The 24,218-nt window shown below is 54.4% G+C and carries 22 protein-coding genes, 1 tRNA gene and 3 pseudogenes; 11 read left to right on the top strand and 15 right to left on the bottom strand.

The window, feature by feature from the left end:
* Together dapD and dapC are read right to left on the bottom strand one after the other, a co-directional pair.
* Positions 1 to 323: pseudogene (dapD, locus tag HF921_RS08740) on the bottom strand (2,3,4,5-tetrahydropyridine-2,6-dicarboxylate N-succinyltransferase); the annotation flags it as partial.
* 13 nt (positions 324 to 336) lie between these two features.
* Complete coding sequence (gene dapC, locus HF921_RS08735) at positions 337 to 1,590, bottom strand: succinyldiaminopimelate transaminase (protein WP_455692640.1); 1,254 nt, start codon at positions 1,588 to 1,590, stop codon at positions 337 to 339.
* Positions 1,591 to 1,695: 105 nt separating this feature from the next.
* Here dapC and HF921_RS08730 point away from each other — a divergent pair, with 105 nt between their 5' ends.
* Positions 1,696 to 2,646, top strand: coding sequence for a DMT family transporter (locus HF921_RS08730; protein ID WP_226834416.1), 951 nt, complete (start codon positions 1,696 to 1,698; stop codon positions 2,644 to 2,646).
* Here the strand turns inward: HF921_RS08730 and HF921_RS08725 are convergent.
* From HF921_RS08725 to HF921_RS08705, 5 genes are all read right to left on the bottom strand, one after another.
* Positions 2,608 to 3,282: an HAD family hydrolase gene (locus tag HF921_RS08725; protein WP_064218584.1), complete on the bottom strand. Its 675-nt coding sequence runs from the start codon at positions 3,280 to 3,282 to the stop codon at positions 2,608 to 2,610. The two genes, HF921_RS08730 and HF921_RS08725, sit on opposite strands and share 39 nt — an antisense overlap.
* Positions 3,275 to 3,982 (bottom strand): bifunctional 2-polyprenyl-6-hydroxyphenol methylase/3-demethylubiquinol 3-O-methyltransferase UbiG, encoded by a 708-nt coding sequence (ubiG, locus tag HF921_RS08720; protein ID WP_215892673.1) that lies wholly within the window; start codon positions 3,980 to 3,982, stop codon positions 3,275 to 3,277. Before ubiG ends, HF921_RS08725 begins: the two co-directional genes overlap by 8 nt.
* A complete protein-coding gene (locus HF921_RS08715) occupies positions 3,979 to 5,325 on the bottom strand; it encodes a TRZ/ATZ family hydrolase (RefSeq protein ID WP_308169390.1) in 1,347 nt (448 codons plus the stop codon). The genes ubiG and HF921_RS08715 overlap by 4 nt, the downstream gene beginning before the upstream one ends.
* 97 nt (positions 5,326 to 5,422) lie before the next feature.
* A complete protein-coding gene (locus tag HF921_RS08710) occupies positions 5,423 to 6,586 on the bottom strand; it encodes a lytic murein transglycosylase (protein ID WP_064218581.1) in 1,164 nt (387 codons plus the stop codon).
* The gene (locus HF921_RS08705; protein WP_226834415.1) at positions 6,587 to 7,147 is read right to left on the bottom strand and encodes a C40 family peptidase; all 561 of its coding nucleotides are present in this window, start codon (positions 7,145 to 7,147) and stop codon (positions 6,587 to 6,589) included.
* 166 nt (positions 7,148 to 7,313) lie between these two features.
* Between HF921_RS08705 and HF921_RS08700 the strand changes: the two genes are divergently transcribed.
* A tRNA-Asn gene (locus tag HF921_RS08700) sits at positions 7,314 to 7,389 on the top strand.
* 89 nt (positions 7,390 to 7,478) lie between these two features.
* Here the strand turns inward: HF921_RS08700 and HF921_RS08695 are convergent.
* The 6 genes from HF921_RS08695 to HF921_RS08670 form a co-directional block, all read right to left on the bottom strand.
* Entirely contained in the window at positions 7,479 to 7,853 is a 375-nt protein-coding gene (locus HF921_RS08695) for a type II toxin-antitoxin system VapC family toxin (protein ID WP_064218579.1), read from the bottom strand.
* Entirely contained in the window at positions 7,850 to 8,047 is a 198-nt protein-coding gene (locus HF921_RS08690; RefSeq protein WP_064218578.1) for a type II toxin-antitoxin system VapB family antitoxin, read from the bottom strand. Before HF921_RS08690 ends, HF921_RS08695 begins: the two co-directional genes overlap by 4 nt.
* Positions 8,048 to 8,836: 789 nt before the next feature.
* On the bottom strand, positions 8,837 to 9,415 hold the full coding sequence (locus HF921_RS08685) for a cytochrome b/b6 domain-containing protein (protein ID WP_064218577.1): 579 nt from the start codon (positions 9,413 to 9,415) through the stop codon (positions 8,837 to 8,839).
* 31 nt (positions 9,416 to 9,446) lie between these two features.
* A complete protein-coding gene (locus HF921_RS08680) occupies positions 9,447 to 10,844 on the bottom strand; it encodes an MFS transporter (protein ID WP_064218576.1) in 1,398 nt (465 codons plus the stop codon).
* Positions 10,845 to 11,301: 457 nt separating this feature from the next.
* On the bottom strand, positions 11,302 to 12,687 hold the full coding sequence (locus HF921_RS08675) for a chloride channel protein (protein ID WP_064218575.1): 1,386 nt from the start codon (positions 12,685 to 12,687) through the stop codon (positions 11,302 to 11,304).
* Positions 12,688 to 12,700: 13 nt separating this feature from the next.
* On the bottom strand, positions 12,701 to 14,548 hold the full coding sequence (locus tag HF921_RS08670; RefSeq protein WP_064218574.1) for a chloride channel protein: 1,848 nt from the start codon (positions 14,546 to 14,548) through the stop codon (positions 12,701 to 12,703).
* 90 nt (positions 14,549 to 14,638) lie between these two features.
* On the opposite strand from HF921_RS08670, the gene HF921_RS08665 reads away from it, so the two are divergent.
* Positions 14,639 to 15,535, top strand: coding sequence for a LysR family transcriptional regulator (locus tag HF921_RS08665; RefSeq protein ID WP_081258019.1), 897 nt, complete (start codon positions 14,639 to 14,641; stop codon positions 15,533 to 15,535).
* Between the two features lie 40 nt (positions 15,536 to 15,575).
* On the opposite strand, the gene HF921_RS08660 is transcribed toward HF921_RS08665, so the two are convergent.
* The gene (locus tag HF921_RS08660) at positions 15,576 to 15,752 is read right to left on the bottom strand and encodes a hypothetical protein (RefSeq protein WP_155735249.1); all 177 of its coding nucleotides are present in this window, start codon (positions 15,750 to 15,752) and stop codon (positions 15,576 to 15,578) included.
* Positions 15,753 to 15,808: 56 nt separating this feature from the next.
* Positions 15,809 to 16,012 (bottom strand): annotated as a pseudogene (locus HF921_RS08655) (transposase); the annotation flags it as partial.
* Positions 16,013 to 16,599: 587 nt separating this feature from the next.
* Between HF921_RS08655 and HF921_RS08650 the strand changes: the two are divergent.
* From HF921_RS08650 to HF921_RS08615, 8 genes and pseudogenes are all read left to right on the top strand, one after another.
* Positions 16,600 to 16,986, top strand: coding sequence for a DUF423 domain-containing protein (locus HF921_RS08650; protein WP_064218464.1), 387 nt, complete (start codon positions 16,600 to 16,602; stop codon positions 16,984 to 16,986).
* Positions 16,987 to 17,043: 57 nt separating this feature from the next.
* Complete coding sequence (locus HF921_RS08645; protein WP_064218465.1) at positions 17,044 to 17,442, top strand: rhodanese-like domain-containing protein; 399 nt, start codon at positions 17,044 to 17,046, stop codon at positions 17,440 to 17,442.
* Between the two features lie 772 nt (positions 17,443 to 18,214).
* A complete protein-coding gene (locus tag HF921_RS08640) occupies positions 18,215 to 19,711 on the top strand; it encodes a cytochrome C (RefSeq protein WP_226834414.1) in 1,497 nt (498 codons plus the stop codon).
* A gap of 11 nt (positions 19,712 to 19,722) precedes the next feature.
* Positions 19,723 to 20,412, top strand: coding sequence for a c-type cytochrome (locus HF921_RS08635; protein WP_064218466.1), 690 nt, complete (start codon positions 19,723 to 19,725; stop codon positions 20,410 to 20,412).
* 107 nt (positions 20,413 to 20,519) lie between these two features.
* Entirely contained in the window at positions 20,520 to 21,071 is a 552-nt protein-coding gene (locus HF921_RS08630; RefSeq protein ID WP_064218467.1) for a hypothetical protein, read from the top strand.
* A 14-nt stretch (positions 21,072 to 21,085) separates the two neighbouring features.
* Positions 21,086 to 21,850 (top strand): cytochrome c oxidase subunit II, encoded by a 765-nt coding sequence (locus HF921_RS08625; protein ID WP_064218468.1) that lies wholly within the window; start codon positions 21,086 to 21,088, stop codon positions 21,848 to 21,850.
* A 52-nt stretch (positions 21,851 to 21,902) separates the two neighbouring features.
* Entirely contained in the window at positions 21,903 to 23,786 is a 1,884-nt protein-coding gene (locus HF921_RS08620; protein WP_064218469.1) for a cytochrome c oxidase subunit I, read from the top strand.
* A 120-nt stretch (positions 23,787 to 23,906) separates the two neighbouring features.
* A pseudogene (locus HF921_RS08615) lies at positions 23,907 to 24,218 on the top strand (cytochrome C oxidase subunit III); the annotation flags it as partial.

The raw sequence follows: 24,218 nt of genomic DNA, 5'->3' as shown, positions 1-24,218 counted from the left end.
GGTGCCACCCGAAAACCGCCGGTGCGAAAATCGTTGCTGTTATAGTCGGCAAACTTGCCCGGCACCTTGTCGTAAAAATTGGTCTCGGCCCCCGGAATACGGGCATTGTCCTGCAAACGGAAGGAGAGCAGCACCGCCTTCTTGATCCACTGATGGGTGACCCATTGGCCATCGCGCTTTTCAGCCACCCGCAGGACGCCCTTGTCCAGCCCTTCGATGGTCTGATGCACGGCTTCCCGCAGTTCAGCCGGAGCCTGCTTGGGGGAAATCTCCGCCCGGTTTTCCCAGGCGGCGTCGATAATGGTGGCAAGACTCTGGCTCACACGAACTCCTTGATTAAGATTTGTTAATGGTCGAATTGGGATGCTGTTCCATAAAGTGACGCATGCGCTGCAGGCCCTCGACGCAATCTTCCAGGCTGCCGACCAGCGCGATGCGGACCCGATCCTTACCGGGGTGGACGCCGTGGGCATTCCGCGCCAGATAAGCGCCGGGCAGGCAGCGCACATGCTCTGCCTCGTAGAGGGCGCGAACGAAGGCTTCGCCATCCCCCACCCGTGGCCAGAGATAAAAGCCACCGGCGGGCGTTTCTACCGGCAGCAGCGCACCGAGAATATCATGGGCGGCGGCAAACTTCCGGGCATAATCGGCACGGGTATGCTGCACATGCTGTTCATCCCGCCAGGCGGCGATGGCGGCGGCCTGAATGAAGGGCGGGGTGGCGGCACCCAGATAGGTCCGGTACCGGACGAAAGCCTTGAGAATATCCGCGTCACCCGCGACAAAACCACTGCGCGCACCGGGAATGCTGGAGCGCTTGGAGAGGCTGTGAAAAGCCAGCACCTGCGCCAGACTGCCCGTCGCTGCGGCGGCCTCCAGAATACCCGCGGGCGCATCTCCCTCGGGGTAGAGTTCGCTGTAGCACTCGTCGGCAGCGAGCACGAAGCCGTGTTGCCGGGCTTTGCGGATCAGCCAGCCCAGCGTCTCCAGCGGCAGTGTCGCACCCGTGGGATTATGGGGTGAGTTGATGTAGAGCAACGCGCAGCGTGCCCAGACCGATTCCTCCACCGCGAGAAAGTCCGGCTGCCCGCTGGCATCGCAATTCAGATAATAGGGCTCTGCCCCGGCGAGCAAGGCAGCACCCTCATAAATCTGATAGAAGGGATTGGGCAACAAGACCAGGGGCTTGGGGGTCTGACAAGGCGGCAGCGCCGCCTGCGCGACGCTGAACAGTGCCTCCCGGCTGCCGTTGGCGGGGATGACATGCCGCTCCGGATCGAGAAAACCAGCGGGCAGGGCAAAGCGCTGGCTGGCCCAGTCGGCAATGGCCTGCCGTAAACGCAGGTCGCCGAGCACCTTGGGATACTCGGCGAGACCGTGCAGGTGCTCAATGATCGCTTCACTGACTATGGCTGGCGCTGGGTGACGCGGCTCGCCGATGGAGAAGTCGATGAGCTCCTTGTCCGCCGGTGTCACGCCCGCGAGCAGCGTGCGTAAACGCTCGAAAGGATAAGCCTGCAAGGTTTCCAGCAGGGGATTCATGGAGTTTTTTGTCATAAGCAGCGATTCTGGGGCAAGGATGGCGGTCATGACAAGTACCTGGAATTTTCTGGCGGGGGTGGCGGAATTCCGGGCGCTGACAAAGGTGCTGGGATTTTGTCGATTTGTGCAGGACAATACGGCGGAATTAAAACTTTGCCAAATGGGACGGTCGCTATTCATCAGAACATTCAGCCTGCCTCCGCGTTCCACCGGGGTGGCCCGACGATCGCCCTGCTCGTCGGTTCCAGCCTCTGGGGGGTGCTCTGGTGGCCGCTCCGCCATTTCAATGCGGCAGGTCTGCGCGGCGCGTGGCTGATTTTGGCCGTCTACCTATTGCTGGCGATACCCGCCGGTCTATGGTCCTGGCGTCGCCGCCATGAACTGCGGCAGCACGGGCGCACTCTGGTCGGTCTGCTCCTACTCGGTGGCTGGACCAATGTGGCCTTCATGCTGGCGCTGGTGCATGGGGAGGTTATCCGTATCCTTCTGCTCTTCTATCTCTCACCGGTTTGGGCCATTTTTGCGGCGCGGATTTTTTTGAAGGAGGCGATAGGCTGGCGCGGCGGCCTTGCGGCCTTGCTGGCGGTAGGTGGGTCGGCTCTGGTCGTCAGCAATGGTCAGAGGTTTTCTCTCGCGGATATGGATACGAATGACCTACTGGCTATTTCTTCCGGCCTCGCCTTCGCCCTGAGCAATGTCATTCTGCGCGCGGACACGGTCCTCGGTGATGTGCACCGCGCCACCGCAGTATGGTGGGGTTGTGTGCTGATTGCCTTGCCATTTGCATTTTTTCAGTATTTACCGGCGCTACCATTGCCGGAATATGGTTATCTGCTGGCTTTTTCCTGGCTGTGGATTGCCGGGGCGACGGTGGCGGTGCAATTCGGCGTGGCGCGGATGCCGGTGAGTGTTTCGGCGGTGATCATGCCTTTTGAGGTCATTGTGGGCGCGCTATCGGCCTGGTGGCTGGCCGGGGAGGCGCCGACGCTCCTGGAATCGTTCGGAGGTGTCCTGATACTGCTGGCGGCGCTTCTGCAGATCACCCATGGCCAGGGGCGCCCTATTTTACTGGGAGGCGTCGAAATGGAGAAGGGCGAACTCTAGCTGTTCGCTGCGCTGGATGATCTGGTCGGCACCCCAGTGTTGCGGGTCGTTACCGGCCTCCAGATAGCCCCAGGCGGCGGCCCAGCAGCGGGTTCCCGCCGCCTTGCCTGCGGCCATATCGCGCGGATCGTCCCCAATCATGAGGCTTCGGGCCGCACTGACCCCCATCTCGGCAAGGGCATGGGTGACCGGCAGCGGATCGGGTTTGGCATATGCTGTGGTGTCGCCGCTGACGACGGCGCCTGGGGCAACCGGCAGTTTGAGCGCGTTCAGCAAAGGCAGGGTCAGGAATCCCGGCTTATTGGTCACAATGCCCCATACCATTCCGCGCTCCGACAGGGCCATCAGTGTTTCCACCATACCGGGAAAGAGGGTGCTCTGTTCGCAGATGTGGGCGGCATAAATCTCCAGAAACTCCGCCCGCAGGGGCGCAAAATCCGGGTCCTCCGGCTGCACATGAAAGGCTACCCGCAAGAGACCGCGGGCACCCTGGGAGGCGACCGGGCGAAGCGTTTCCAGCGGTAGTGCCGCTAGCCCGCGAGCGGTCCGCATCCGGTTGGCCGCGGCACCGAGATCAGGGGCGGTATCTACCAGCGTGCCATCGAGATCGAAGAGTACTGCGGCCAACTCAGGCATCAGGAGTTGCTTTGCGCACATGGCTCAGATAGTTGACGCTGACGTCATCCGTCAGCCGCCCGCAGTGGCGGATAAGGTCAAAGTGCATGCCCTGGATGGTCACGGTTTGCAGATGACTTTGCCGGGTCATGGCGAGCAGCTCGCTGGGCCGGATGAATTTCTGATAATCGTGGGTGCCGCGTGGCAGCAGGCCCATGACGTATTCCGCACCGATAATGGCCAGCAGATAGCTTTTGGGATTGCGATTGAGGGTGGCGAAGAAGGCGTCGCCACCGGGACGCAGCAGGCGGGCACAGGCATTCACCACGGCGGCGGGGTCCGGGACGTGCTCCAGCATTTCCATGCAAGTCACCACGTCATAATGCCCCGGTTTTTCCGCCGCCCAATCCTCGACGGCGATCCGCCGATAGTCGATGCGGAGATGGCTGGTGTCTGCATGGGCACGCGCCGCATTCAGGCCGTCCTCTGCGAGATCAATACCGGTAACTTCCGCCCCCTGACGCGCCATGGCCTCTGCCAGGAGCCCGCCCCCAGTACCCACATCCAGCACTTTCTTGCCGTTCAGCCCAGCACAGCCTTTGGCGATGAAGTCGAGACGCAGCGGGTTGATTTCATGCAGGGTACGGAAGGGTCCATCGGTATCCCACCACTGATCGGCGAGGGCGTCGAACTTGTTGACTTCAGCCTGATCCATATTCATGCGTCATTATCCTTTTCACGAATGCGCTGTGCCCAGCCCCGGGCGCGTGCAAACAAATCCTGCGTGTCCCAATCCACGGCTCGTCCCTCGACAATACGCGGATTACCGTTTACCCAGACATGGCTGACCTGATCGCGGCCGGCACAATACACCACCTGCGAGACCGGATCATAGACCGGGAAAGTGGCCGGATGATCCAGATCAATGGCGATACAGTCGGCGGCCTTGCCGGTTTCCAGGCTACCCGTTTCTGCGCCCCAGCCGATGGCCTCCGCACCCCCCAGTGTTGCGGCCTCCAGGGCCTCCCAGGCGGGGAAGGCGGTGGGATCCCCACTCACGCCTTTCGCCAGCAAGGCGGCGGTGCGCAATTCACCCAGCATGTCGAGGTCATTGTTACTGGCCGCGCCATCTGTCCCGATAGCCAATCCGATGCCCTGTTGACGCAGGACAGCTATCGCTGCCATCCCCGAAGCGAGTTTCAGATTGGATTCGGGGCAGTGGGCAACGCGTAGTCCCGAGTCGCGGCAAATTGCCAAATCCTCGTCATTCAACTGGGTCATGTGTACGGCGAGAAAGTGCTGGTCCAATAATCCCAGTCTGGCCAAGCGCGCCAGTGGGCGCATGCCATCACGATCAGTGGCCTCCTGCACCTCGCAAGCGGTTTCGTGGACGTGCATGTGCACCGGCAGGTCTTCCACTTTGGCCAGGTCGCGCGCCCCGCGCAAGCCCGCATCACCGACGGTGTAAGGCGCATGGGGTGCGATACTTTGGCGAATGAGGGGCATCTGGCGCAGGCGCGGCAATAAGTCCGCCGCCGCCTGCAGGCAGGCATCGGCATTGGCCGCATAGGCGGTGGGGAAATCAATGATGACGTGCCCGATGGTGGCCCGCATGCCCATGCGCTGGGCAACCTCCGCCGCGGCTTCAGGGAAGAAGTACATGTCATTGAAGGCGGTGGTGCCGCCGCGCAGCATCTCCACGACAGCCAGCTCCGTGCCCATGGCCACAAATTCCGGGCTGACAAAACGGCCTTCTACGGGCCATATATGTTCATGCAGCCAGGTCCTCAGCGGGAGGTCATCCGCGAGTCCGCGCATCAGAGTCATGGCCGCATGGGTATGGGCGTTGACCAGACCGGGCATCAGCACATGGTGGTCGAGCTGCGTAGTGTGTGCTGCTGTGTAGCGCGCGCGGATTTCTTCGGCCGGGCCGATAGCGCGGATATGTCCGCCATGCACCGCCAGGGCGTGATCGCGGAGTACGCTGCGCGGTCGAATCGGCACGATCCAGCGCGCATGAATGATCAAATCGACGGATTGCATTCCCGATTTTTCTAACGCCACACCGGACTCCATCTTTTCTGGAAAGGCAAAGGCGCCATGTTAGCACAAGGGCAGCGGCCTCCGACAAATGTCGTGGCGCCCGTGATATGGCCCCGAATCAGCCGTTGATAACCCGCTTGATCGCTTCGGCGTAGGCCCAGACTGTTGCCGAGTAATAAGTGCTCGGGTTGTAGCCCATGATGGCGTAGAAATTCGGGTAGGCGATGAACAGCGTCGGGCCACGCTCTGTCTGCAAGCGCAGCAGGCCCACTGGCGTTGATCCTGGGAGCCTCGAAGCCGTCTCCGGCTGAATGCCGGCAGCGCGCAGTTGCGCAAGCGGGTGCTTGCCTTGTAGAAATGGCGCCACGTCAGCGCCCTGATCGCCGGATACCCGGCCCAGCACCGGCTGTCCCGGCTGCCAGCCGTGGCCGCGGAAGAAGTTGGCGGTGGAAGCCAACACATCGGCAGGCGACTGCCACAGGTTGGGCATGGGTCCGCCCGGCGGGTCATTCCAGGTGACGCCGTAGCGCAGGTAACTGCTGGCCAGGAACTGGGACATACCCATGGCGCCGGCCTGTGAACCCTGGAGTGTTCCTGGGGGAACACCTAAGCGCTGAGCGAGCTTCAGGGTTTCCGCTGTCTGATGCAGAAAAAACCGACGCCGGCCAGGCAATGCCAATGCCAGGCTCAAGTTGCTGTTGAGCACTGAAAATCCGCCCTGAAAGGAACCGAAGCCCGTTTCAATATTGAGAATGCCCATCAAAATCGGTCCAGGAACGCCATATTTCCGACTGACCGCTTGCAGGAGCGCGGCATGACCCCGCCAGAATTGCACGCCCTGATTCAGACGGCTCTGACGCAGGAAGTGATTCCGGTAGCGCCACCAGGGATAAGGCGGCGCGGGTGTTGCGGAAGGGGGCGGGGGCGTCATCAGTGCCACTGCGCGGGCGTTGAAACTGGCGTCTTGCAGGGCGGGGATCACATAGCTGGCGGGCAAGCCATCCCGTTCCTGCAGGTGGCAGGCGATTTTCTGCATCCGCTCCTGGTATTGTCGGGGAAAATTGGGGAACGCCACGTTGCTGATGCAGGTGTTGTCGGTCTTTGGCATGACCGCAGTGCTGGGTTGCTCGGGGATGGACAGCGCGGGCAAGGGCAGTGGGGCGGCGATTGCCGGTGCAGCCGCTTGATTCACCGTGCCGACATGGGTTGCGCATGCCGGCAAAACCGCGGTTACCACAGTGACCAATATGGTCTTCGGAAATGAGGCCCAATTTTTATGCATTCAGTCGTCCCGCATCGCCAGCAACTCGGTAGGCATCGGACGTCGCACGCCATCCAGCCGCTCCGCCCAATAGGGAGTCCGCAGGCTCTGCACAGCGACACCTTGCTGCCGGTTCAAGGCGCTGACGAACTGATTGCCGCCGATATAGATGCCCACATGGGAGAAGGGCTGGCCCATGGTGTTGAAAAACACTAGGTCGCCGGGGCGAATGCGGTTGAGGCTTACCGCTGGCAGCGCTTCGGCTTGGGCAAAAGAGGTCCTGGGAATCGTTACTCCGGCGCGACCCAATACATATTGAATGAGCCCGCTGCAGTCGAACCCTGTCCGGGGGCTTTCTCCACCCCATTGATATGGCTTGCCAATTTCTGCGATGGTATGGACGAGCACGGCATCCAGCGTGGTGGCTTCCGCGCGGCTGTCGTAAGCGGACGACGCGTTGCCGTGAGATAGGTTTGCCGGTGGATATGCTGAGTGCGGCGTCATGGAGGCGCAGCCGCTGAGGGTCAGAGTCAATAACAGAAGGAGCCCACCCCCACCTTTGATTGGACCGACAGGTAACATAATGCTTTGCCTTCGCATCGGCGCCTTCCTCGTTCTTTTTTCTCTAAAAAAGTAGATAGCCGAAATGCTGTGATTTGGCAAGGGGGAGTGCTCTGTGGCTCAGAGAAAAGCGGGGGCGCATGGTCCTTGACGCGAGTGGCACGGAAGGCTAGGATACGCGCACTTTTCCCCGGTAGCTCAGTCGGTAGAGCGGGTGACTGTTAATCACTAGGTCGGCAGTTCGAGCCTGTCCCGGGGAGCCAAAAGAATAAGGCACTTAGAGAGATTTTCTAGGTGCCTTCGTTTTTACCATCCAACCCATTCCAACTTTGTGAGGAAAAACAGGCGCCGGCTATTCAGATGACTCCGCCGAGTAAGCACAGCCAAGTTCGGTAGCCAGAGCCATGAGACGTTTGTCGCGGGACCATAAATTGGCCTGCACGAGCACGGCAGAGGCCAGAATACTCGCGTCAACATAACCTATACCGCGTCCCATCAGGTCATGACGCTCAATGAAAAACAGGGTTTCCTCTGGAGAGGTGGCGGTGCATCGGGGTAAGCATGAGAGCAGATATAAGGTCTGTTGCCGATTTTTGAGGTTGCCGCAGGCGATTTCTCCGATGATGAAATCGTGCGTTTGCACCATGCCATGATCGAGCAGGGTAGAGAGATGTGTGTCTCCAGAGCGGAAATGGTCGATCCAGACGGAGGTATCGACCAGAATCAAGCGGCAGGCTCTCGTCTGCGAGGAATGCTCTGTAATTGCGGTTCTGTTCCACCCAAGCGAGCGAGGCGACGAGCACTTTCCCGTTCAATCAAAGCACGCAGGGCCTCTTTTAAGAGGGCGCCACGGTCTTCTACGCCACAGAGAGTTTTGGCTTGGGCCAGGAGATCATCATCCAGGTTGATCGTAGTTCGCATAAGAGGGACCTCATCAGGACATCACATGGTGTTATTTTAGATGGTTGGCGCTGGTTTGTCATGGGCTCGGGGCGCATATTTCAGGACGACGTTACATCTGGCGCGCCCTCACTATACCTTACATTCGTCAGTTCGTGCTCTTACGCCAGCCCGCCACATCACTTCTGCCGATCCCCGATGCCAACGGGGACAAGGCAGCGTAACAGTAAAAGCGGTCACTGAAGAAAGCGAAAAACGTTACATGCCGCGATTGGAAATAGACGACGTTTACTGGGTATAGTAAAGATAGTCTGATTGATACTTTTAGGGCCGAATCCAACCCAGAAGCATCAATAATCCAGAGTGATGGAAAACCTTGGTTTTGCAATGCGACCAGATGCTGTACCTCAATATTTTTATGATATTTTTGACGATATATATGAGTTTTTTGCCCACATGGGAATAAATTCAGTAGTCCGTATTTAAGCCTTTAGTTATTATATAAATAATCATCATTTATCATTTTTAAGGACAGTGACAACTACTCCGCCAACAATAAGCTTCACAAAGAGAACCAACATCAGTAGATATATAATATATTTAAAGCTGATATCTATCCCAAAAAATTTAAATGAAAAATATATGATTACCCCGACTGCTGGCGTGATGCTAAAAAATAAAAAATATTTTACCGCCTTCGCCTTAGTCTTTGACAATTTCATTTCTCCCCCAGTTATCTGTTGAGTGCTAAAATTTATGTTGTAATTGTTAGTACCTGTTTAATTGCCGCAACAGTGCTGCAATTGCCTATCATTTACGCAGACTGGTTGTTCCCAAGAATATCGCACGAAAGACAGGGTCACCTCGCACCTGATGGAGGACGGCGGCCGAAACGTGACCAATCCAATAAACCCATGCAACATAGGAAATCTCTCTATGGACTCCAGAAAGCATGGTAAAAGCAGCGGCACCGGCTGAGGACGAAGATGCGCCGCGCCCACCAGGGATTACAAGAAAAATGAGTACGCCAGTAACCGCCAAGCCGGTCATGGAGAGGATTCCAATGCCATGCCAGAATCCGGGCAGACCAACGGTGCGTCCCGCCTGCGGTAGTTTCCCTTTAAATAGAGCCAGAATGTCTGTCTTTATTACCGATATTCCATCACTGTTCCATGGGAAAAGAATTTTTGACTGTCCATCAGCGTAGATCCATAGCCACTCTACCATGAGGACAGTTGCGGCCAAAAGACCAACCCATTCATGAATAATGAAGTACAGTCTGGTATTCGGATCTGAGACCCAGAAGCCATCGAACAATTCAAATGTCAATGTGGTAGATAAACCGACGTGTAACAACCTTGTGCCGCTATCCCAAGCGGTTTTTTGCATAATGGCCTCCGTCTTTCGTTATTCGCCTCATCTATGTTTGGTGTGCATACCCAATAATGGATCGTACCCGCTCGTCATCGTATATTTTGCTCTCTACCTTGCAATACACCGCGTTCTCATCCGGGAAAATTGCTACTTCTACTACTCCAGGCAATTGCAGAAGTTGCCGAGTGAGTTGACTGTTATCTTGACTATCGACAGGAAGAGGAAATATCCTGGTAGCGACGTAACGTGGCTGCTGCATCGTGAACGCCACTATCAACCAGATCAAATAGATGGCCGCCACGGCCCAAAAGACATCGCTGTAGTTGTGTTGACCGGGCAGATAAAGTAATCCTCCCAACAAACCGCCACTGAATGCCCCTAGAAACTCCGCCGTGGTATACACGCCAGTGGCCGTTCCCTTGGCACCCGGATGACAGAATTTGGCCACTAGTGAAGGTAAACTTGCCTCCAGCACGTTGAAACCCACAAAAAACAGAAACAGCGCGATGGCAATGGACCAGATGCTGTGATTGGAAAGCGCCATCCAGGCGACAGCGGCCAACAGAATTGCGATCGCCAGCACAAAGACTTCTCGGAGGCGATGCTTGGCCTCACCGATAATGATAAGGGGGATCATCGCCACGAAAGAAAGCAGCATGACCGGGAGGTACAACATCCACTGATCTGCCTCAGAGAGGAGAGGATGCTGCGGATCAATGAGCACCAGCGGAAGCACCACGAAGAGCGCCGTCAGCCCTGTATGGAGTGAAAATATACCAAAGTCCAAACGGAGCAGATTGGGGTTTCTCAGTACGTCCTTCAGTGCAGCAGGATTCATTTCGGCATCGCGATGGAAACGTGCCGGGACATCCGGTATCACCTTGTAAAGCACGCCGATGGCGAGAATGGACAGGGCAGCCGTCAACCAAAAGATTCCTTGCACCCCAATCCATTGTGCTAACGGCGCGGATAACACCAGCGACACGCTAAAGCTGATACCAATGGTAATGCCGATAGTGGCCATAGCCTTGGTCCAGCGTTCTTCGCGCACCAGATCTGCGGTGAGCGCGATGATGGCGGCGGCTACGGCACCTGCACCCTGTATGATTCGCCCTACCAACAATCCTTCGATGCTGGTGGCCTGTGCGGCGATAACGCTGCCAATGGCAAAAATAAGGAGTCCCGCCGCAATGACGGGTTTCCTGCCCCACTTATCTGACAGCCTGCCGAAGGGGATTTGGAAAATGGCCTGAGTCAGGCCGTAAGCACCCAGAGCAACGCCAATGAGTATCGGATGGCGTATTGCTCCATGCAATCCGTGGGCATACACAGAAAACACCGGTAATACGAGAAACAAACCAAGCAGGCGTAAACCAAATATTCCAGCCAAGGCAATAATGGATCGACGTTCACGTCCGTCCAGAGTATTTTGCGGGGTAGTCATATTTATCCTTTTCTAGGGTTATTGGGGACCGTCATGAGTGAATCATTTATGTTTATTGATTAGATTCGAATAGCTTTTTTGTCATTGCATTCCACTGCCCGCCTATCTTTACGTAGGCCTCTTTTGCTATTGCGCAAGAATGTAAGGACATATCGGGGTTGTGCTTGGCACACCAACTGAGTTGAACATGAAGCGCTTCAGTATTTTTTGTTCTTGAAAACCATGCTGCGCTTTTATGAGAATATGGCGACTCATTAGATGTCACACCAGAGCACCCAGCCAAAAACAACATAGAAAACAAAAAAACAGCGACAGCGTTGCGGTATGACATGGCTAGATACCTTATCATGGTTCACATTCCAGTTTATTGACAAGATATGATGTTGTTGGTTCCCCCGTCATCTCAACCGGGTAATTTATTTCACCAAATGAAGCTTGGTTGTATGGGATGTAAGGATTATTTGTCATCCATTTTCTCTTCGACGATGTAATGGTTTTCAGGAACGGGAAGCCCCTCGCGATGCAATGGCAGGGTATAAATGCTGTCCTGCAAAAACACACGGCGTACGGCAAAAGCAGTCAGGGCTGTCACCATGGCCGGCAGCAGAACATGGTAGTTTCCGGTTAACTCCACCACCATCACGGGCGCACTGAGCAAAGCCCCGGTGGTGGCCGCCACCATGCCGGCCATTCCACACAGGGCGAACAAGGCCGCCAGATGCGGGACACCGATGATGGGTTCCAGAAGCATTCCTAAACAACTGCCAAGTGCGGCCCCCATAAACAGGGAAGGCGAGAAAATCCCCCCGGAACCACCGGTACCGATCGTCAGGCTGGTCGCTATGGCCTTGAGGGCCAGCAAAAGCAGCAGGAGCAGCGGCCAATGCATCTGGTTGAGCAATATGCCGGATATCCCGGCATAGCTGCCGCCGATCAAATAGTAATGGCCCGTCAGCCGACTGGTGATATAGAGCAGGATGCCCACCAGCAACATGCCGGACATATGGCGTGCATAAGGATTTTTTAGGTGTTTCCGACTGTAGGCATCGACACGGTCCATCAGCCGGATAAAACCGAGACTCATCAGTGCCATGAGACTGCCCACCACGGCAAAAGTCGGCAACATGAGGCTGCCGTTCCAATGGCTGATGTGGGCATGGGCAAAGAGATGACCGCTCCCGAACACCTCCTGCGTCACCCAACTGGCAGAGGCTGTTGCCACGAGTGTGGAGAGGATGGTCCAGGGTCGCCAGTCGGGCACGATCACTTCCATGGCCAGAAACCACCCACCCAGAGGCGCATTGAATACGGCGGCGATACCGGCACCGACACCACAACCCAACAAATGGATGCGTCGGTGATCCGGCACCCGAAAAAGATGTCCTACCAGGGCACCGATAGCGGCACCGAACTGCATGGCCGGACCCTCGCGACCAGCGGAACCGCCCGTGCCAATGGTGATGGCTGTCGCCACCGGTCGTATGATCGCAATCACCGGCCGCATATGACCCCGATCGGCATGCACCGCACGTAGTACCTGGCTGACACCGGCACCCTGTGCTTCCGGTGCGAAGTTGCGCACCAGCACGGTTACCAGCAGGGCGCCGATCACCGGCACAAGAATAATCCATGCGCCCCACGGGGAGACGGGAGTATGTTCCCGTGCGTTTTGCGCAATACCAAAATTGCCTAAAATCGCTGCATTATGAATGCCGGCAATCAGATAATGGAAAAGTACGGCACCCAACCCGGTCAATAAACCCACTCCGGCACCCAGCAGAATCAAACCAGGACCTTCGTGATGCGGCTCAAAACTGCGATGAAACCATGCGGAATGTTCCATCAGAGTACCCCTGTCATTGCGCCGTGTGAGGACGTAGCAAGCGCATGGGCAGGGAGGTATAGGCCAGCACATCCGCAATCGTCACAATAGCTATAACATCGTCGTGATGTTCCGGGGGGTTGATCCGGCAGAGTAGCGCGCATTCCTGATGAGTGGCACGGAATCGGGCGACCAAATCATATATTTGGTAATCCACAGGAACACTAAACCAATCCTCGCTGGCGAAATTTTCTATGGGAGTCGAGGTTTGTCGGTGTCGCAGCGACTCACGTACGCGCGGGGCGGTCAGTACCGCACGGGGTTGCGTCCCTTCGACGATCAGGATGTGCGGTATTTCACGGCCGCGATGGAGCAGCACCGCGATATCTGCCAACGTCCGGCTACCTTTTACCCGGATCAGCGGGGTTTCAATAAACTCTCCAGCCGGGCGCATCAGGTAGAGGTTGCTGTGCCGCGCCTCAGGAATGAAATGACCGCGGCGGATCAGTTTGCGCGTGTAAATCGTCTCCCTTGTTATCAGTCGACGGACTCCAAAGGCCAGAGAGGCGACGATAATCAAGGGAATGATAATGTGGTAGTCGCTGGTCATTTCAAAAATCATTACGGCACCAGTAACGGCGGCACCGGTAGATGCGGCGACCATCCCGGCCATCCCCAAGGCGGCCGCGATGGTCATACTGACCCCGATTCCCGGCAGTAGATGATTGGTGATGACGGCATAGAGCCCGCCCAGCACAGCTCCGACATACAGCGCGGGAGAGAACACACCGCCCGACCCACCGGAACCCAGCGTAACGGAAAAAGTCAGGATCTTCAGTAAAAGCAGGAGCAGGAGAAAAACGGGCTGCGTAATGACGCCGTCGAGGATATCCTGAACCGTCGCATAACCCACGCCTTCTACGTAGTAATGACCGGTAAAGGTGATCATGAAATAAATGACCAAGCCTACGCCCAGCATACCTGCAGCATGTCGTGCGTAGGGATTTTTGATCCAGTGTTCGAAGCGATCCTCAGTCCAATATAGACTATTTGTGAACAGCAGGCCGGCTCCGCCCGTCAAAAGACCGAGCAGAACATAGGCGGCATAGGCACCGGCACTTTGGTGCAAGGTCCGGTTGATCATGTGCTGAGAGATGATAAACGACGGATAATTACCCAGAAACAGGCGTGATACGAAGGCGGCGGTACCTGTGGCGATCATGACCGGAACAAGGGTCCGTGCACTGACTTCCACCAGCATGAGCTCGATCGCAAACAATATGCCGCCCACCGGGGTGTTGAAGGTCGCGGCAATACCGGCGCCCGCTCCCGCCGCAATCAGTCCCAGTCTCTGCCATTCTTGCAACCGCAACCACTGGGCCAGGCTGGAGCCGAAGGCGGCTCCGATCTGAATAATCGGCCCCTCCCGTCCTACCGATCCGCCACTGCCGATACTGATGGAAGACGCGATCGCCTTCACCAGAACCACCACGGGCCGAATAACGCCGCTCCCATAATAAATGGCATCCATAACTTCAGGTACGCCGTGCCCTTTGGCTTCCGGCGCAAAAGTTCTGACGAGCCAGATCACCACAAGCCCGCCGAGAACGGGGACCAACACCACCCCCAAACCCCAGAAGCTGGCTGCGGAATGCTGCAAGTCATCAAAGCGTGAGGCAATCTGACCGAAGAAGAAGGCATTATGCATCAGGCCGATAAGGCGCCGGAAAGCGATCGCACCCAAGCCCGCGACAATCCCCACAAAGAACGCCAGAATCAGATGAAAAGCCGGGTTCGTCCGAAACACCCCCTGCCATCCCTTGACGTGGCGTTCCATGACGAGGGTATCCATATCGGCGGCTAGGGACGAATCTTCAGGCATCAGGGCACTTTGGTCAGGTTTTTTTAAAAACTACGCTATACTCAAGGCTTAATCAAATCGATTTAATTGAAAACAATATCGGAGAACCCGATGACGATGGATGCCGAGCAGTTGCTCACCCTCCTCGCGGTTGCAGAAACCGGCAGTGTCAGCGAAGCCGCACTACGCCTGGGACGGGGACAGCCTGCCATCTCGGAACGCCTGCATAAACTGACACGGGAAATCGGCGAGCCTTTATATGTCCGTGAGGGCGGTGGCATTCATCTGACCCCCGTCGGCCAAGCATTGATTCCCGATATCCGGCAGTTGCGCGCCAAGTTACAAGACATTGAGAATCTGCTCATGCGCCAGAAATCCTTGCAAGCCGGAGAACTGCGCATCGCCTCTACCAGCCTGATTGCCAATTATTTACTACCGCAATATTTGCAAAGTTTTCAAAACCAGAATCCAGGGATCAATCTCTACATAAAGAGCGGTGTGACCTACTGGGAAGACATCAATCTTTCCGAACTGGACGTCTTCTTTTTTGAAGGAGAGATGGATATACCGCATCTACCCGATAGTTATGAAATACAACCGTGGTTGACCGGCGAAATCGTCGCGGTCATGCCCAAAACCCATCCCCTGGCATCATTGTCGGCGCTGAGTTTGGAAGACGTACAACCTTATCCTGTGGTATGGCGAGAGCCTTCTTCTGGAGTTCGAAGGAGGCTGGAGAAGGCGTTCAGACAAAAAAACATTGTGCCCACGCATTTCATTGAGGTGGCCGATGTGGAATCCGTGGGGGCCATGGTAAAGGCTGGCTTGGGAGTAGGCTTTATGACCCATACGGTTTTTGAACAGAGACCGGATTGGGATCTGCTGTATAAGCCCATCCCATCCGCTCAACTGATTTGGAAGAGCTTTATGGCTGTTCCCAATCCGGCGAGGCGTTCCCGCGCTTTGTCGGTTTTTTTGGACCTTATGGGCTCTACACCGTTCCGATAAGCCCCAATACGGTGGACATCATAAGGACACGATGCATGTCTCAATGTACAGGTTTGGGATCCAGCCAAGTGTTGTCGGTGGCGATGGCCATGATCGGTACATCACCGGCGTTTACCAGCAGGAGGGTCATGATGATGGCGAAGTCCGCCCAATGTGCCACCACGACGGAAAGCACCGCGGCGATTTCGATCATCCAGGGGATGGCGTTGTGCCACAAGTATTATTATATACGGCATGCCTGTCCTAAGTATCTTTCGACGCCTCACGTGCTCAACTATCTGAGCCGTCGCGCAATCCGGTATCGACTTCATGCCGTTTAACCCATTCATGCAAGGTATGGGGTGAACAGCCGATCTTAGGAGCAATAGACTCCACCGCCGCCCAGGGCGAGGAATACTCGTCGCGGTGTTCCTGCACCATGCGCACCACGCGTTCGCGAACTTCAGGGGAATATTTGGGTGTTTTAGCTTTGTTCATCATGGCTCCATTCTCTTGGAAAAAGGAGCCTCCTCAAAATCCGGGGCGGTTCAGTCCGTTCAGTGCTCGTTTGTCTAGCGCAACGTGCGTCAGTTGCCGAACATCTGCCTTTGCGATGATAATGCGCTTTTATAAGCGCGGTGCCCCGCGCCATTGGCAGGCCTTAGGAGCACGGACCGTAGAGGCATGACGAAAGGTCGTTTTTGGGCCTGATGCTCAAAATTGTAGAACATTACGCCGCTGGAGGTGGGAACATGCGCAGGCGATATTTGATGTTGGTGGTATTGATGGTGGCGGCTATGACTTTGTCTGGATGCGCCGAGAAGGATACGGGTCAGGTACTCACAGTGGGAAAGACCTATACGGCTGCATTGTCAATGGCCATGCTTAAATTCAAGGTGCTATCCTATCAGGGGAATGGATGGTTTTCTGTGCAGCTTATAGGCCAACATATGTCTCCCTTTAGTACTACCATACCGGCTCTGATAAATTCTCGAAACCTTTCTATTCTGCAACAACCGAGCGGTAATTAGGGCGATTCTTAGCGCTGGTCGCGAGTCGAATGCCATGTTCTAGCGGAGAAATGCATGATGTCGCAGGTGGGTAAGTTGTTCCTTGCGCTTGGCGCAGCGAATGCGGGAGCTGCCGTAGCATTGGGGGCCATCGGTGCCCACGCCTTGAAAGATCGCTTGTCACCCAAAATGATGAGCGTTTATCACACCGGTAGTCAGTACCATCTTTACCACGCCCTGGGGCTGATGCTGGTAGGATTGTTGGCACTGCAACTGCCGGAATCCAGCCTCATGCAGTGGTCAGGCGGGTTTATGTTGGCAGGGACGGTGTTGTTTTCGGGTAGTTTGTATCTCCTGGCGATTACGGGCAAGGGTTGGCTCGGAGCCATCACACCAATTGGCGGGCTGTCACTCATTTCTGCATGGATCATGCTGGCTGTAGGAGTTTTGCAGGTTGGGTGATGTAAACGCATTCAGCTCAGAGAGCCTCCTCTTAATCAGGCTGCTTAGGTGGTCCATATGACAAAGTCGGTAATACACCTCGCAGCACGGGACGCCTTCAACTTTCTGCAAGAACACTCACAGGCCGTGCTTGTTGACGTCAGGAGCGAAATGGAGTTCCTTTTCGTCGGGCACCCAAAAGAAGCGTTATCGATTCCTTGGCGAGATGCGCCGGACTGGGAAATCAACCCTGATTTTCTGGCGCGCGTGCGGAGAGCCACATCGCTTAATCGCCCTACCTTATTGATTTGCCGAAGCGGCCAACGCTCACTGGAGGCCGGACTATTTTTGCGGGCGAGTGGTTTTGGTGCCGTTTACAATGTAACGCATGGTTTTGAAGGGGATCTGAATGATCAGCATTGCCGAAGCAGCTTGAATGGTTGGCGCTTCGATGGGTTGCCCTGGGAGCAGTGTTAAAGCTGGGATTGACTGGCTATCGACTTCTGCACGGCAGTTTTTATACGAGGCTCCTCTTAACGGTCGCGCCTCAATACCTGAGCTTATAAGTTTTAATGTATAGATGATAAAAATATCTTTGGTTTGTTATATTCAACCGGGAATATCCACGGGATCCGGATTACCGCATTGACCTGCATAAAAGTAGATTTTTCATGGTCTTTTAATATTAGAATAATTGAATCTACCGAATTATCAGGATGAAATGCTTTTCGCGGGAGTTTGATGCTATGTTCCTCATTTGAAGGATGGAGGCCGGAACCATTATTAAGTGAACGCGCGAGAATGCAGTATAGTGATTCACAAGATAATATTTTTCTTATATATCTTATGGTTATGCTTGTTTTTTGCCATCATCGATTGCAACAGCGGTGTATACCAGATTGATATTATTTGAATTTTCATGGTGGCTGGTGGTGGATTGCTTCGGGTAAGTCATCGGGACGAGCAGAGCGTGTATTTTATGGTGAACAGAAAAAGAAGTTGCAAAGTGTTACGGTTTGTACTAAATAGTGCGTGAGGGTGTTGATAGTACGGCACCTCGCTGATTAAGTATTAAGACAGTGGCCGACGGAGAAGGTTCCATGAGTTTATGTCATGTCTCCGCGTCCGCTGCAGTTTTTTATTTTAGAGTGTGGAGGTTGTGAAGCTGTTTGTGTTACCAGCCTGGCACGAAAGACCTGGTGTATGAACGTATGTTGTTTATCTAATATGTCTGAAGGCGCATACCGCTATGGAGGGGTTTATGGTTTCAAGGTCCTTGTATTTTAAGAAGAAAAAATTAATCGTAGCATTGGCAGCAGTGGGTGGAATGGTTTTGTCCTCAAGTGCTTGGGCACTGCCTTCGTTTGCGCGGCAGACGGGTTGGTCGTGCGCCGCCTGTCACACCTCCTACCCGCAATTAACGCCAATGGGCAGAATGTTTAAATTGCTCGGCTTCACAACCACGAACCTCCAAAGGCAACAGAAGCTTCAAGCGAAGTTCGGGAACAGCGTTGGGGTGCTCCTCTCCCGTGTGTCACAATTTTCTATCTTTCTACAGGCCTCGGCGACCAATGTCGCGGGTGGGCAGGCAGCACTTGGTGGCGGCAATCCGGGTGCTTCGCCAAATAATAATATTCAGTTTCCACAACAGGTTAGCTTGTTTTATGCCGGTGAGGTCACCCCGCATATCGGCTCCTTTCTACACTTGACATACTCTGGTGGGGGTAGTAGCACCGGTGGCGGTGGATTCAGTTTTGATGATTCCAGCATTGTTTGGACCCATCCGTGGAAGTTCGGCACGAATAATCTTTTGGTCACGGGTGTGGACGTAAACAATACGCCCACGGCTATGGACCTGTGGAATACCACCCCGGACTGGCAGGCACCATTTTTTATGTCAGACTATTCGTCCTCGGGTGCGGTGCCCATGCCATTCATCGAAAACTCAGCGGGTGCGGGATACCCGTTGGTTGGCGTGGGCACTTATGCTGCCGATATTTTTGGACCCAATAAGGCAAACTGGTTGTACGCGGATGCCGATGTCTATACGAACGGTCAGGGAACCCAAACTAACCCTGTCGGCGGATTTGCGGGTGCCTTCGGAAACGGGCCTACCGGCAGACTGTCCGGTGCGGCACCTTATGTCCGTCTCGCCTACCAGCATGATTGGGGCAACTGGAACTGGGAAGTCGGCGCCTATGGTATGTGGTCCAGTGTGTATGATGGATCGGTAGAGACCGCCCCCAACTCCGGAATTTACGCTAACTATAGCGGTGGCCCGATTGATACATTCGATGATTACGACCTGGATACCCAACTCCAGTGGCTCAACATCAACGACAACAATAACCTGACGGTTCGTGCGTCATGGGTAAACGAGCAGCAGCAATTTGGAGCGGGAAGCATTATTTCTCCGAATAACTCATCTGGTAACTTGAATTACTTCAACCTCAATGCGACCTACTGGTATCACGATCACTACGGTATCCAGGGCGGATATCGGAACGTGTGGGGGTCCGCTAATCCTGGTCTTTATGGTGCCGGCTTCTACTCGAGAAGCGGTTCTCCAGACACCAGCAATGAGTGGATAGAGGCTTCCTATCTGCCGTGGTGGAATACCCGCTTGTCCCTGCGATATGTCGTATACAACAAATTCAGGGGTGTTGGTGCGCCGTCGTCATCCGTATCGGGATATGGGGCGTCTGCGTATAACACCCTTGAACTACTCGCCTGGATAGCGTACTAGGAGACGAAGACATGACGACACATGTGAACAACCCCAGGTTCTCAAATAAAGGGCACGATGGTATGAGCAAACAAAAAAGAACGGTGAATAAATCAGCAGCGCTGCTTATATCGGGCGCACTTCTGGCGGTGGCCGGACAGGCGAGCGCTGCTGGCGGAGCAGGAGGGCCAGCCCCGTACCGTATTTCCAGCGATTGCATGGTTTGCCATGGCATGACCGGAAATAACACGATCTATCCCATTGTGCCCAAGCTGGCCGGACAGCATAAGGGATATTTGGAATTACAGCTGAAGCAATTTAAAGACCGGTCGCGTGCAGATCAGAATGGTCAAATTTACATGTGGCCGGTGGCGCAATCTCTGGATGCCGCCGATATAAAAGAATTGGCCAGTTACTTTGCTTCCCAGAAACCACCGATGCACAGCAGCGGGATCAAGCATGCCGGCATGAAGGAAGGAAAGGCTATATTTAACCAGGGCGTTACTAACGAACAAATTCCTGCTTGTATGGAATGCCACGGATCAGATGGGCAAGGGGCGGGCGCGTTTCCTCGCTTGGCTGGTCAGCGGTACGGTTATATAGTCCAGCAATTAACCTACTTCCATAATGGTACACGGGTAAATAGTCTGATGAACCAGATTGCAAAAAACATAACCGTAGCACAGATGAAGGATGTGGCGGCTTATCTATCATCGTTGTAACGGCTCAAAGTGCGTTTTGCGTGGCAGACCGAAATTTATAAGAACCTTGGTCTGCCATGTGTGTGCATAATCTAGCAGTGTGTGCTTCTTAAAGGAGGTATAGAGGTATGGCAGCAAGAAAAGGTGCGGCTACGGTGCTTATCTCCACCGTAATATGCGCAGCAGTAATTATAGGCGCCCTGGAGTGGGAAAAAACGGTGGCGCTGCCTAGTCCATTTGGACAAGTCATTAATGGGGTGCATCACTACACAATTGATGAGTTCAACTATTATTACAAGCCAGATTATATGACATGGCATGTCGGGGAAAAAGTATCCTTAACGATTGATAATCGATCACAGTCGGCACCAGCGATTGCGCATCAGTTTTCAATAGGTAGAACGTTGGTTTCCCGGAATAATGGTTTTCCAAAATCACAGGCCATAGCCGTCGGATGGAAAGACAATTTCTTTGACGGTGTACCCATAACCAGCGGAGGACAGACGGCGCCGATACCAGCGTTTTCCGTTAGCCTCAACGGCGGTCAGAAGTACACTTTCAGCTTTGTGGTGCCGAACAAGCCCGGCAAATGGGAATGGGGTTGTTTCCTGCAAACAGGTCAACACTTCATGAATGGGATGCGTGGCAATATCGACATTCTACCGGCTCAGGGAAGCTAATATAGGGAGGGCATATGAACGCAGCAAAAGAAAACTTGTGGAAAGCTTTCCGTGGTCTTGTGGTGGTATGGATTATTGGCTTGGCGATTGGCGAAACGTTAATAGCCTGGGGTGTTGATAACTGGCCGATTCTGGGTAGTATCCAAGCCCACATCACGGCGGATGCGACTACCTATCTTATGTGGCAGGCGGTGGCAATTTATGTGCTGGTAGGTGGTACCATCGTATACAGCGCGGTGCGCTTCCGCGCCTCGTCCATGTCAGATACCGCGGCGCCGACCTATCAGAAACGGACTTGGGCCCCTTTTGTGGTGACGTGGCTGGCCTTGGCTATAGCCATTAACCTGGCCAACACGATTTATCCGGGCATGGTGGGCTTAGAGCAACTCTGGGGCATACAACTGGATGCGAAGAAGCCGTTGGTTATCGATGTTACCGCACAACAATGGAAGTGGACGTTTTCTTACCCCAAGCAGGGCGTGACGGATGTTTCAAAACTGGTGGTTCCCGAGGGCCGCACCATAGACTTCGTCCTGCGGAGCAAAGACGTGGTGCATGATTTCTGGGTGCCCGCCTGGGGCGAGAAAAAAGACGTGATCCCCAATGAAGTGCGGCATCTGTTTATCACCCCTACCGTGTTGGGAACAACCGCTACGAACCCGATGATACGTGTACAATGCACCATGATTTGTGGTAACGGACATCCTTTGATGCGGGCACCGGTTAAGGTGGTAACGGCAGCAGATTTCAAGAAATGGGTAGCGAACAACAGCTTCTAAACTCGCTGAAGACTTGCCATCTAATATGTTGAATTGGAATGAGGAGTAAATAATGGCATCTAATGAAATGCAAGCACAACCGCTGGAAGATATGGGGGGTAACAAAGATCCGTTCGCGATCGGCATGCTGTTTCCACTATTTCGAGCGGCGCTTTGGGGTCTAACCGGGTATTTTGCCGCGGCATGGATTACTGCGGCACTGTTGGGCAGCGTAATAGTCGATCCGTTACCTGCGACAGTGGGTTATGTGGTCGGTCTGATTTGCTGGTTATTGGGTAGCGGCTTATGGGAGGGATGGATACGGCGAGCATTTGGTGGGAAAGAAGCCCCGTCATTCACCGGCGTTGAACGTTATTTTCGTTTTGGTCCGGATTCGAAATCTACAGCCGTACGTTATGTTGTTTTCAACGTAGTGGCGTTCTTTTTTGCCGGCATGGCCGCCATGGCCATTCGTGTTCAATTACTGACGCCGGATTCCACGAGTTGGTGGATGTCAGAGATCCAGTACAATGAAACATTTGGTATTCATGGTTTGATGATGTTGTTGGCCGTCGCGGCATCTGCCATCGTCGGTGGTGTTGGTTACTACCTTATACCTTTGATGCTGGGTACGAGAAATGTGGTATTTCCGAAGCTTCTTGGACTGAGTTGGTGGCTTTTACCCCCGGCGGCTTTTGCCGTATTCATGAGTCCAACGATCGGTGGGTTCCAGACTGGCTGGTGGGGCTATCCGCCATTGGCACAAAATAGTGGTAGCGGTATTGTGTTCTATGTGCTGGGCGCAGCGACCCTCCTTATGGCATCGCTACTTGGCGCCATCAATATTGCCGGAACCATGGTGTATATGCGTGCCAAAGGGATGACCTTGGGCCGCGTTCCGATTTTTGTCTGGGGCCTGTTTGCTGCCGCCACGATTCTTATCGTCGAGTCGCCCGCCACCTATACGGGTGCACTGATGGACTTGTCCGATATGATAGCCGGCAGTCATTTTTACACCGGACCTACCGGGCATCCCTTAGCCTACATGGATCAATTCTGGTTTTTGTTCCATCCGGAAGTTTATGTTTTTGCATTGCCTGCTTTTGCCATATGGCTGGAGATTCTTCCCGCCGCGGCCAAGCGTCCGTTATTTGCCAGGGGTTGGGCTATCGCCGGACTTGTTGGCGTTTCCATGCTGGGCGCGATGCTGGGCGTTCATCACTATTTCACTGCGGTGAGTGATGCGCGTATGCCCATATTCATGACAATAACAGAAACCGTATCTATTCCTACGGGGTTTATTTATCTGTCCGCCATTGGAACAATATGGGGTGGCCGCTTAAGGATTAATGCTGCTGTTCTGCTTATACTTATGGCCATGATGAACTTCCTGGTCGGTGGTTTGACGGGGATATTCAATGCCGATGTCCCAGCGGACTTACAGCTTCATAACACCTACTGGGTAATCGCACATTTCCACTATACCATACTTGGTGCCGTCATCTTTACCTGGATTGGTGCATTGTATTGGTGGTTCCCCAAGGTTACTGGTCGGAAGATCAACGAGTTTTGGGGGAAATTTCACGCCTGGTGGTTCTTCGTGTTCTTCAATTGTACGTTCTTCCCCATGTTCATAGCGGGTATTGATGGGATGAACAGGCGCATTGCCATATATCTGCCCTACCTGCATCAAATCAACATGTTTATATCCATTTCAGCTTTCCTTCTGGGCGCCGGTTTTCTCATTCCGCTGGCCAACCTGGCTTATAGTTGGCGCTATGGACCGAAGGCCGATGCGAATCCATGGGGTAGCAAGGGCTTGGAATGGCAGGTGAAGTCGCCTACGCCGTATGTGCCATACCCTGCGACGATTGAGCCGGAGGTTGTCGGTCCAAATGACAACTATGCGCCGGGAGCGAAAGAGCCCTTTGTCTGGGTGTCCACGCCAAGCAAATAAATGAGGAGGAAATAGATTATGGCAGATAATAGTTATGCTAGCTTAATGGATCCGGCTTCGGAGCGCGCGAAGAGGGGGGCATTCTTTTTCTTGATGCTTTTTGCCGGGATCATTTTTGCGATGTGGGACCTCGCGCGCTTCCTTTGGGGGGGCACCGCGGTGCCCAGTACCCTGAGTATGGGGGCAGGTGTTGGTCTCACCGTCCTGATGCTCGCCAGCCTGGTGCCGGTGGTGGTTGCGCGTAAGAAGCTGGATCAGGGCGATGATGGCGGTATTATTGGCAATTTGGCCACCCTGCTTGTCATCTCCTTGGTAATGATTGGCGGAATAGTCTACAGCTGGACCACGTTAAGCATCGGTAGTGGTTATGGCGGGATTTACGATATTACCAGCTTATGGTTTCTGGTGCACTTCGTGGCGGGGATCCTGGCG

It is taken from the genome of Acidithiobacillus ferriphilus, assembly GCF_018854775.1.
GTDB lineage: Bacteria > Pseudomonadota > Gammaproteobacteria > Acidithiobacillales > Acidithiobacillaceae > Acidithiobacillus > Acidithiobacillus ferriphilus.
Note: the sequence above shows the minus strand (reverse complement) of the source record. Positions and strands in the feature narration are given on the sequence as shown.

Bases quoted from the DNA above. Each gene is read 5' to 3' on its own strand.
- dapC (WP_455692640.1), bottom strand. From the start codon at position 1,590: ATGACCGCCATCCTTGCCCCAGAATCGCTGCTTATGACAAAAAACTCC.
- HF921_RS08725 (WP_064218584.1), bottom strand. From the start codon at position 3,282: ATGCCTGAGTTGGCCGCAGTACTCTTCGATCTCGATGGCACGCTGGTA.
- ubiG (WP_215892673.1), bottom strand. From the start codon at position 3,982: ATGAATATGGATCAGGCTGAAGTCAACAAGTTCGACGCCCTCGCCGAT.
- HF921_RS08710 (WP_064218581.1), bottom strand. From the start codon at position 6,586: ATGCATAAAAATTGGGCCTCATTTCCGAAGACCATATTGGTCACTGTG.
- HF921_RS08705 (WP_226834415.1), bottom strand. From the start codon at position 7,147: ATGTTACCTGTCGGTCCAATCAAAGGTGGGGGTGGGCTCCTTCTGTTA.
- HF921_RS08690 (WP_064218578.1), bottom strand. From the start codon at position 8,047: ATGCGAACTACGATCAACCTGGATGATGATCTCCTGGCCCAAGCCAAA.
- HF921_RS08685 (WP_064218577.1), bottom strand. From the start codon at position 9,415: ATGCAAAAAACCGCTTGGGATAGCGGCACAAGGTTGTTACACGTCGGT.
- HF921_RS08680 (WP_064218576.1), bottom strand. From the start codon at position 10,844: ATGACTACCCCGCAAAATACTCTGGACGGACGTGAACGTCGATCCATT.
- HF921_RS08675 (WP_064218575.1), bottom strand. From the start codon at position 12,687: ATGGAACATTCCGCATGGTTTCATCGCAGTTTTGAGCCGCATCACGAA.
- HF921_RS08670 (WP_064218574.1), bottom strand. From the start codon at position 14,548: ATGCCTGAAGATTCGTCCCTAGCCGCCGATATGGATACCCTCGTCATG.
- HF921_RS08665 (WP_081258019.1), top strand. From the start codon at position 14,639: ATGACGATGGATGCCGAGCAGTTGCTCACCCTCCTCGCGGTTGCAGAA.
- HF921_RS08650 (WP_064218464.1), top strand. From the start codon at position 16,600: ATGATGTCGCAGGTGGGTAAGTTGTTCCTTGCGCTTGGCGCAGCGAAT.
- HF921_RS08645 (WP_064218465.1), top strand. From the start codon at position 17,044: ATGACAAAGTCGGTAATACACCTCGCAGCACGGGACGCCTTCAACTTT.
- HF921_RS08640 (WP_226834414.1), top strand. From the start codon at position 18,215: ATGGAGGGGTTTATGGTTTCAAGGTCCTTGTATTTTAAGAAGAAAAAA.
- HF921_RS08635 (WP_064218466.1), top strand. From the start codon at position 19,723: ATGACGACACATGTGAACAACCCCAGGTTCTCAAATAAAGGGCACGAT.
- HF921_RS08630 (WP_064218467.1), top strand. From the start codon at position 20,520: ATGGCAGCAAGAAAAGGTGCGGCTACGGTGCTTATCTCCACCGTAATA.
- HF921_RS08625 (WP_064218468.1), top strand. From the start codon at position 21,086: ATGAACGCAGCAAAAGAAAACTTGTGGAAAGCTTTCCGTGGTCTTGTG.
- HF921_RS08620 (WP_064218469.1), top strand. From the start codon at position 21,903: ATGGCATCTAATGAAATGCAAGCACAACCGCTGGAAGATATGGGGGGT.